This is a genomic window from Protofrankia coriariae (genome assembly GCF_001017755.1).
Classification (GTDB): Bacteria; Actinomycetota; Actinomycetes; order Frankiales; family Frankiaceae; genus Protofrankia; species Protofrankia coriariae.
Genome location: NZ_JWIO01000006.1, coordinates 132,017 through 140,287, shown reverse-complemented (window position 1 = coordinate 140,287; position 8,271 = coordinate 132,017). Strand labels below are relative to the sequence as shown.

7 protein-coding genes and 1 pseudogene (1 of these 8 running past the window's edge) are annotated in these 8,271 nt (G+C 73.4%); 3 read left to right on the top strand and 5 right to left on the bottom strand.

Going from position 1 to position 8,271, the window contains the following annotated elements; translation table 11 throughout:
* Positions 1-112, top strand: the 3' end of a protein-coding gene (locus FrCorBMG51_RS05975; RefSeq protein ID WP_476742120.1) for a Crp/Fnr family transcriptional regulator. It extends 659 nt beyond the left edge of the window; only the last 112 of its 771 coding nucleotides appear in the window; the start codon falls outside the window, past its left edge; the stop codon is at positions 110-112.
* Between the two features lie 327 nt (positions 113-439).
* Here FrCorBMG51_RS05975 and FrCorBMG51_RS33565 read toward each other — a convergent pair whose 3' ends face one another.
* From FrCorBMG51_RS33565 to FrCorBMG51_RS26325, 5 genes are all read right to left on the bottom strand, one after another.
* Positions 440-1,435, bottom strand: a complete 996-nt coding sequence (locus FrCorBMG51_RS33565) for a tetratricopeptide repeat protein (RefSeq protein ID WP_420848585.1) — start codon at positions 1,433-1,435, stop codon at positions 440-442.
* 5 nt (positions 1,436-1,440) lie between these two features.
* Positions 1,441-4,245, bottom strand: coding sequence for an AAA family ATPase (locus FrCorBMG51_RS05970; protein WP_052914372.1), 2,805 nt, complete (start codon positions 4,243-4,245; stop codon positions 1,441-1,443).
* 514 nt (positions 4,246-4,759) lie between these two features.
* A complete protein-coding gene (locus FrCorBMG51_RS05965; RefSeq protein ID WP_047222090.1) occupies positions 4,760-5,650 on the bottom strand; it encodes an MBL fold metallo-hydrolase in 891 nt (296 codons plus the stop codon).
* Positions 5,651-6,019: 369 nt separating this feature from the next.
* A complete protein-coding gene (locus FrCorBMG51_RS05960; RefSeq protein WP_047222089.1) occupies positions 6,020-6,517 on the bottom strand; it encodes a RidA family protein in 498 nt (165 codons plus the stop codon).
* Positions 6,514-6,681, bottom strand: coding sequence for a Sp36 family protein (locus tag FrCorBMG51_RS26325; protein WP_085948571.1), 168 nt, complete (start codon positions 6,679-6,681; stop codon positions 6,514-6,516). Before FrCorBMG51_RS26325 ends, FrCorBMG51_RS05960 begins: the two co-directional genes overlap by 4 nt.
* Before the next feature lie 322 nt (positions 6,682-7,003).
* Between FrCorBMG51_RS26325 and bagA the strand changes: the two genes are divergently transcribed.
* Entirely contained in the window at positions 7,004-8,026 is a 1,023-nt protein-coding gene (bagA, locus tag FrCorBMG51_RS05955) for an ATPase BagA (RefSeq protein ID WP_175648271.1), read from the top strand.
* Positions 8,023-8,211, top strand: a pseudogene (locus FrCorBMG51_RS34490) (ArsA family ATPase); the annotation flags it as partial. The gene bagA and the pseudogene FrCorBMG51_RS34490, both read left to right, overlap by 4 nt.
* Between the last annotated feature and the right edge of the window lie 60 nt (positions 8,212-8,271).

Genomic DNA, 8,271 nt, shown 5'->3' with positions numbered 1-8,271 from the left:
GGCTCGCCCGCCGCGCCCGGTAGGGCGTAGCCGGCGGACGCCGGTCGACGCGGGCGCGTTCGGCCCACGCGACCGGGGATCCGCCGGGAGACGCCCCTTGGTTCCGGCCTGAGGGGGCACAGGCTGGCTGACTCCCGTCCCAGCAGGTCCTGACCGGCACTCCAGGTACGCCTGGCGTGCCGGTCAGGACCTGCCTTCACGTCATGAGGATTTTTCTTCGCCGGGCCGGCTCCACGCCGCCGGATCCCGGCCGCTGTCACGCGTGCCGCCACGCCCGCGCATCCGCCGCCACGCCCGCGCGACCGTGCCTGTGCCACACCCGTGGCGACATACCTGACCCGCCGCGCCGTACCCGCGCGGCTACCTGGCCCCTCGACTACCGGCTACCCCTGCACCCGGTAGCTGCGCGCGGTTGTCGCGCGCTGTCACACCCGTGCGCTCACGCCTGTGTGGTCGGCTCCGCCAGGGACGGCACGGTTGGCGCGCCCGCCGACGATGCGGTGGAGGACCCCGCCGCGGACGGCGCGGTCGACGCCACCGTCGAAGGCGTGGCGCCCGGCGCCGGCAGGCCGCCCGTCGCCGGGCGGGTCACCCGGACGTCGGCGACACCCGGCAGGTTCACCGGTTTCGGGCCCACCGGTTTCGGGCCGTCGGGAATCGCGGACAGCAGCCGGCGGGTCTGCGCGGCCTCGCTCACCGCCTCCGTCGCGGTCGCGGCGGCCAGTGCCTTCTCGTACGCGGCCCGGCCCTCGGCCGGTTTGCCGCTCGCGACCAGCACGGTACCCAGTGCCCGCCACGCCAGTACCTGGGCGCGGACGTCCTCGGCGCCCACCTCGACCGCGCGCCGGGCCACCGCCAGCGCCTCGGCCGGCCGGCCGGCATCGAGGAGGGTGCCGGCCAGATGCGCGTACGCCTGGCGACGCGGGAAGAGCAGGGTGGCCGGCTCACCGGCGGCCAGTGCCGTCTCCAGCAGCTGGATCGCCTCCTGCAGACGGCCTCTGGCCCGCGCGACCTGGGCGGCCAGCACCTTGGCGCCGAGCTGGGCGTGGGGCTGCAGCTCGAGGCTGTCCAGCGCCCGCATGGCCAGGTCCGCGGCCTGCTCGGCCTCGTCGAGAAGCCCGGCGTCGAGCCGGGTGAGCCCCAGCAGCACCATGGCGAGCGCGCCGACGACGGCATGGCCGCCCTGGTCGGCGGCGGCCTGGGCGTTGTGCAGGTGAGCCGCTCCGCGCTCGGGATCGCCGGCGCCGCGCGCGGCCAGACCCCGGGCCACGAGGGTGAGCGCGACACCCCAGGTGTCCCCGGTCGCCTCGAACAGCTCCGCAGCCCGTTCTGCCTCTGCCTCGGCCTCGGCGATGTCCCCGAGTTCGGCGGCGGCGACCGCGTCGATCGTCAGGCACACGGCCAGGCCCCACACCTCGCCCAGCGACCCGGCCATCTCGATCAGGTCGCGGGCGAGCCGGCGGGCCCGGNGAGCCGGCGGGCCCGGCTGAGCTGGCCGGACAGCAGCCAGACCAGCGCCTCGGTTCCCGCGCACCAGCCCAGCCCGCCGGTGTCGTCCAGCCGTCTGAAGACCTCGGAGGCGTCCCGGAGGTACTCCTGGGCACGTGGGTAGTCCCCCCGGGTGGTCGCGCTCCAGGCAAGGTGCTGGAGGGCCCAGCCGACCCCTCTGGGATCACCGACCCGGCGGGCGAGGGCCAGCGCGTCGGTGAACCGCTTCTCGGCGTGGCGCACCCGGCCGGCGGCGTACTCCAGCAGGCCGAGCTGGCGCAGGGTGGCGGCGACCACCCGGTCGCTGCCGGCGCGCTGGGCCTCCTCGAGCGCGGTGACGAGCGCGGTCGAGGCCTCGTCGTCCCGGCCCTGCTTGTGCCGCAGGTCGCCGAGGATGCGGTACGCCGCCGCCCGCAGCTCAGGTGTGGTGACCCGCAGCGCGGGCCGCAGGACGCGCTCGGCCTCGTCCAGCCGGCGCAGCGACGCCAGGGCCTCGGCGTGCAGCACGACCGCGCCCAGATCGTCGAGTTCGCTCACGACCCCCCGGCCGAGCCGGCGGGCACTGGTGATCAGATCGCTGGCGCTGCGGTGGTCGTCGCGGGCGAGCGCCGAGCGGGCGACCCGGACCAGGGCGTGGAACCCGGGCTCCCGCGCCGACCAGGCGGGATCGGTGGGCGCGAGCGCCATCGATGCCGCGAGGTCGTGGGCCCGTTCGGCATGGTGGCCGACGAAGGCCGCGACCTCCGCCTCGGAGCCGCTGAGGAACTCCACCCCCCACTGGGCCGCCGCGGCATGCCGGCGGGCCCGCTCCACCTTGGGCAGGCCGGCGTAGGCGACGTCCCGGGCCATCGGGTGCACGAACGTCCACATCGGCTCCCCGGGATGCGGGGCCCGCAGGAGTTGGCGTTCGGTGAGGGTTGCCAGCGCCCGGTGCACCTGCTCCCCCCGACGGTCCTCCAGCGCGGGCAGCGCGTCCGCGGGGAACCGGCTGCCGAGCACCGACGCCGAACGCAGGACGGCCTTCGCGATCGGGTCGAGATCGTCGATACGGGCGGCCAGCACCGACTGCACACCGGCCGGCAGCGTGGTCTCGGGCAGGGATCCCTCAAGCACCCAACTGCACTGCTGGGTGCCGGCCGGGTAGCGCAGTATCTCCGAGGCCAGGTCCGTGCCCGGGGCGGCGCCGTTCGGCGTGGCGCCGGGCACCGGCTCCGTTCCCGCCGCGCCGGTGCCGGTATCTGTGCCGGCTCCGGCGGCTGTTGCGCCGGCCGCGTCGCCGCGGTGCAGGTCGCCGCGGTGCAGGATGCCCCGGTCCACCAGCAGGTTCAGCAGCTCGGTGAGGAAGAACGGGTTGCCGTGGACCCGCGCGAGCAGGGCGGCCCGGGCGGTCTCGTCCAGTTCGGCGCCGCCGAGATAGTCGCGCAGCAGGCTGGCCGAGGCGGCCTCCGCCAGCGGGGCGAGCGCGAGCGACTCGGCGTTGGGCAGCCCGGCCAGCGACGGGACCTCGCGGTCAAGCATGATCAGAAGTACCGGCCCGCGCAGCCTGCTGGCGAAACGCCGCAGCCCCTGCCACAGCGCGGTCGTCGCCCATTCCAGGTCGTCCAGGACGATGACCAGCGGCCCGTCGTTGGACAGGCCGCCAAGCAGCACGGCCACGTCGTCGACGATCGCGTCGACGGCCCGGACGGCGGGATCGTCGGCCGGGTTCTCCCGCCCGGCCGGGTCTCCCGGCGGGATGTCCGGAGCCACCGTCGAGCGGCCCTCCGGCGGCACGCCCAGCAGGGCGAGCAGCTTGTCGGCCACCCCGCCGGGGATGCGGGTGCGCGCCGCCGGGTGCTCCAGCCGGCTGACCGTGCGCCGTACCCGTTCGGCGACCCGGTCCGGACTGTCACCCTCCCCGACCCCGCAGGCGGTCCGCACGATGTCCATGAGCGGGGCGAGGTCCCGGCCGTCACCGTGGCGGACCGTGCGGCCCCACAGCACCCTCGCGTCCTGCTGCGCGCCCGCCCGGCGGGCCAGTTCCACCGCTATCCGGGTCTTGCCGATGCCGGCCTCACCGGTGATGACGACCGTCCGTGGCTGACTGTGCGCGACGACGTCCCGGAAGGCGGATTCGAGCACCGCGAGGTCCTGGTCGCGCCCGGTGAACGGCGCGTCGTCGCCGTGTCCAGGCCGGGCGACGTTGGACGGCCGCAGGCTGACCAGCTCGTAGGTGGGGACCGGCTCGCGTTTGCCCTTGAGCTTCAGCGGGGCCAGCCGGCGCCAGGTCGCCACCGAGGTCGTGGCGATCATGGTGTCGTGGCCCGCGTACACGGCGCCCACCGCGGCGGCGTCCGACAGCCGGGCGGCGGTGTTCACCGTGTCGCCGATCACCGTGTAGGTCAGTGACGCCTGGACGCCGGCCAGCACCTCCCCGGTGTTGATCCCGACGCGCAGGCCGAGGTGGCGTCCGCCGCCGGCTTCGTCGGTGACGAGGCGGCGGACGGTCTCCTGCATGGCGGCGGCGGCGCGCACGGCTCGTTCCGGGTCGTCCTCGTGCGCGGTCGGCGCGCCGAACACGGCCATGATGCCGTCACCGGTGAGGTTGTCGACCCGGCCGCCGACCTCGGCGACGTCACGGGCCAGGGCGGCGAGCACCCGGTCGGTGACCTCGCCGACCCGTTCGGGATCCAGATCCTCCGCCCATGCGGTGAAGTCCGAGAGGTCGCCGAACAGGACGGTGACGACCCGGCGTTCGGCGCCCTCGTCGGCGCCCATGCCGTTTTCGGTCTGCAACGGCAGCCCGCAGTGGAAACAGAACCGTCCGCCGGGAACGGCGGGAGTGCCGCAGCGCGGACAACGCAGCGTTCCACCGAGGGGTGATGTGATCATTTGGGCGCCCTGAAGCCGGAGTCAGGGCCGGGCCATGACGGCTGGCCGGCCCGCCCGGTGTATCGGGCCTGCCGGCACGGCATCCAGGACTGGACCCTTTTGACGTGGTCGGATATATCCGGAGCGTTGCGCACGGGTGGTCGCCTCCCGGCCGCGAGCATAAGCCAACCGTACGAGATCTTCTGTTCGTGCTGATCTTAACGGTTTCCAGGAAGGAAGAGGGCTGTGTGGGATGTCCAGAATCCGGCCTCCTCCCCCGGTCGTAAGGTGAAGCGATCATGTTTTTGCGCCGCCGGTGGCCTGCTGAAGGTGGGGCCGAAGGCAATGTGATCATGTTTTCGCGTTCGTGAGGTTCCCGCCGTCTACGCGATCATGATTTGTGGACGTGTCGGAAGGCGGCCTATGCGAGCAGGAGCTCGATCGGCGTGGTCCGCAGTTCCCGCCGCTGGTGCAGGTGCTCGATCTGGGCACGGACGGACATCTCCGCGGCCGGCCACAGGGCGCGGTCGACGTCCGTGTAGATTCGTTGAACGATCTGACGGACCGTGCTGTCGCCGGCGGCGAGGGCCGCCCGTACCTGGTCGAGCCGGGCCTCTCGGTGGGCGAGGTACGCCTCCGCGGCGCGGCCCGCGGCCGGCAGATGCGGCCCGTGTCCGGGGAGCACCACGCAGTCACCCAGCTCGCGCAGGCGCCGCAGGCTCGTCAGATAGTCGCCGAGTTGCCCGTCGGGGTGCGCCACCACGGTCGTGCCCCGGCCGAGGATCGTGTCGCCGGTGAGAACCGAGCTTCCCGCGGTGGGCGCCGAAATGTTGTGACTGTCGGTGCTGTCGGTGTCGGCCCGCCGGTCGTCGGTGAGGACGAACGACAGCGAGTCGCTGCTGTGGCCGGGGGTGGCCAGCACCCGGATCTCCACCCCGGCGGCGGCGATCACGTCGCCCTCGGTCAGCCCTTCGTCGCCGAGCCGGTGGGCGACATCGAGGGCGCGCACCGGCGCGGAGGTCAGCTCGTGCAGCGGCGCGGCACCCTCGCTGTGATCAATATGACCATGGGTGAGCAGGATGACATCGACCGGCCCGGCCGCGACGATCGCCGCGAGATGGCCGGGGTCGGGCGGGCCGGGGTCGACCACGACGCAGCCGGTGGCGCCCGGGGCGCGCAGGATCCAGGTGTTCGTACCGTCCAGGGTCATCGGGCTGGGGTTGGGCGCGAGCAGCAGCGAGGCCAGCAGGGTCACCTGCCGGGGCGTGGGCCGGCCGCCCGCCGCGGGGGCCGCCGCGCGTGGATCGGGCACGCCGTCCGTAACGCTCGTATGCCCCACGGATCACTCACCAGATTCCGAAGCGGACGATGCTCTGTTGCGCAGGTGTCCTGCTGGGTCACCTGCCGGTTGCGTGGACGGCCCACCAGGCTGTCTGTCGACCCGAACTGTCTGTCGACCCGATCGTCAGATCGGCTACTTCTGTCATAGACAGTAGGTTGTTCGCCCCGGCTCGCGCACCATGTCAGCGGCGGGGGTCGGCTGTGAGCTGCGTCTCGTCCGGATATCCGCACCCAGACGCCTTTTAATTGCTATTTGTCGATATCTGGTTACTATTCGGATATATCCATAGCTGGACGGCAACTCATGTGCCGCAGCCTGTCCGCGGTTCTCCAGCGAACGCTAACTGACGGTGACAACGATCTCCACCTCGACCGGAGCGTTCAGCGGCAGGACGCTCACCCCGACCGCGGACCTGGCATGCCGTCCGGCATCACCGAACACCGCCACGAACAGGTCGCTCGCGCCATTGATCACCGCCGGCTGGCCGGTGAACGCGGGCACGCTCGCGACGAACCCGACGACCTTGACAACACCGGTGATCGCATCCAGGCTGCCGGCCACCGCGGCCGCGGCCGCCAGCGCGTTCAGGGCGGAGATCCGGGCCAGGTCGGCCGCGCGCTCCGCCGGCACCGAGCCGCCGTCGGCAGCCTCACCGACCGGCCCGGTCGCGGCGAGGACGCCGTCCACCAGGGGGAGCTGTCCGGCTGTCCACACCAGTTCGCCGTGCCGCCGGGCGGGCACGTACGCACCCGCTGGCGACGGGACGGTGGGCAGTGCCAGGCCGAGCGCGGCCAGGCGCTGTGACGGGGTCGCCGCGTCGGCTGTCACGGCGGTCACCGCGCCGATTCGCCCTTGGGGCGCTTGAAGTAGGCGACCAGGCTCTCCGGGTTCGGCCCCGGGACGATCTGGACCAGTTCCCAGCCGTCCGCCCCCCAGTTGTCGAGGATCTGTTTGGTCGCGTGGATCAGCACCGGCGCTGTCGCGTACTCCCAGGTCTGCATGACTTGTGACCATAGTGCGTCGCGGCCGGGGGGCACGCGACAGCCGTCCCCGCGCGCCCCCCGCCGCGCATGCCGAGAGCGCACGGAAGACCGGCCTCGCGGGGAGGTCCACCTGGAGGGCCCCAGGCTCGCCTGGGGGCGTCCGGAGGGCGTCTGGGAGGTGTACGCCGGGAGGAGGGGGCCGGGGCCTGGCAAGCTGCCCGTGCCCGGGCCGGGGCGGGGTCTGGCAAGGGGTACGGGCAGGGGTCGCATCGGTGGACACCGCGCCCGCTGCCTGTTCATCGACCGGAACGGCCGGGGCCGGCCGGGTACGGTCGTTGATGTGACGCCGCAGGAGACTCCATCGCGGGACGCCGCGGACGGGCCATGGCACTGCCGCCTGCACGTGGTGAGCGGCAAGGGCGGCACCGGCAAGACGACCGCCGCCGGCGCGCTCGCGGTGGCGCTGGCCACCGGTGGTAGGCGCGTCCTGCTCACCGAGGTCGAGGGACGCCAGCAGATCGCCCAGCTCTTCGACACCCCGCCGCTGCCCTACGCGGAACGCAAGGTCGCGAGCGCTCCTGGTGGCGGGGAGGTCTTCGCGCTCGCCATCGACGCGGAGGAGGCGCTGCTGGAGTACCTGGAGATGTTCTACAACCTCCGCCGCGCGGGCCGGGCGCTGGAGCGGATCGGCGCCGTCGACTTCGCCACCACGATCGCGCCCGGCGTCCGTGACGTCCTGCTCACCGGCAAGGTGAAGGAGGCGGTCAACCGCCCGGACGGGACCCGGCCCGGGGGCAGGGCCTATGACGCGGTGGTCCTCGACGCGCCACCTACTGGGCGGATCACCCGGTTCCTCAACGTCAGCGCCGAGGTCGCCGGGCTGGCCAGGATGGGCCCGATCCGCACTCAGGCCGACAGCGTGATGGCGGTGATGCGCTCCGAGCAGACGGCTGTGCACCTGGTCACCCTCCTGGAGGAGATGCCGGTCCAGGAGACGGTGGACGGTGTCGCCGAGCTGCGTGCCGCCGGGCTGCGGGTCGGTGGTGTGATCGTGAACATGGTCCGGACGCCGTTGCTCGCCGACGAGGACCTCGCGCGGGCCGGCGCGGGCCGGCTGGACGTCGAGGAGCTGGCCGCGGGCGTGAAGGCGGCCGGCATCGCCCCCGCGGCCGGGCTGGTGGACGCCCTGGTGGCGGAGGCCGCCCAGCATGCCCGCCGGGTGGCTCTGGAGAGGGCCGAACGCGGCGAGATCGACGCGTTGGGACGTCCCGTGTACGAGCTGCCCCTGGTCGCCGACGGCGTGGACATTGGCGTGATCTATCAGTTCGCGGAGTTGTTGCGGATGCAACGGATGGTCGGATGAGCAACGGTCGGACGAGCGGGCTCGCAACCGTGGGGGCGCGGGTGCCCCCGTCCGCGTCCACGGTGTCCGCGCCCACGGTGCCGGTGCTGGACGTCGACGCCATGCTCGGCAGCGAGAAGATCATCGTGTGCTGCGGGTCGGGCGGGGTCGGGAAGACCACGGTCGCCGCCGCGCTCGCGCTGCGCGCGGCCGAGCGGGGACGCCGGACGGTCGTCCTCACGATCGACCCGGCCCGCCGGCTGGCG

What these genes read in the sequence shown, in the direction of transcription:
- FrCorBMG51_RS33565 (WP_420848585.1), bottom strand. Translation starts at nt 1,435, where the DNA reads ATGGCCGGGTCGCTGGGCGAGGTGTGGGGCCTGGCCGTGTGCCTGACG.
- FrCorBMG51_RS26325 (WP_085948571.1), bottom strand. Translation starts at nt 6,681, where the DNA reads ATGCAGACCTGGGAGTACGCGACAGCGCCGGTGCTGATCCACGCGACC.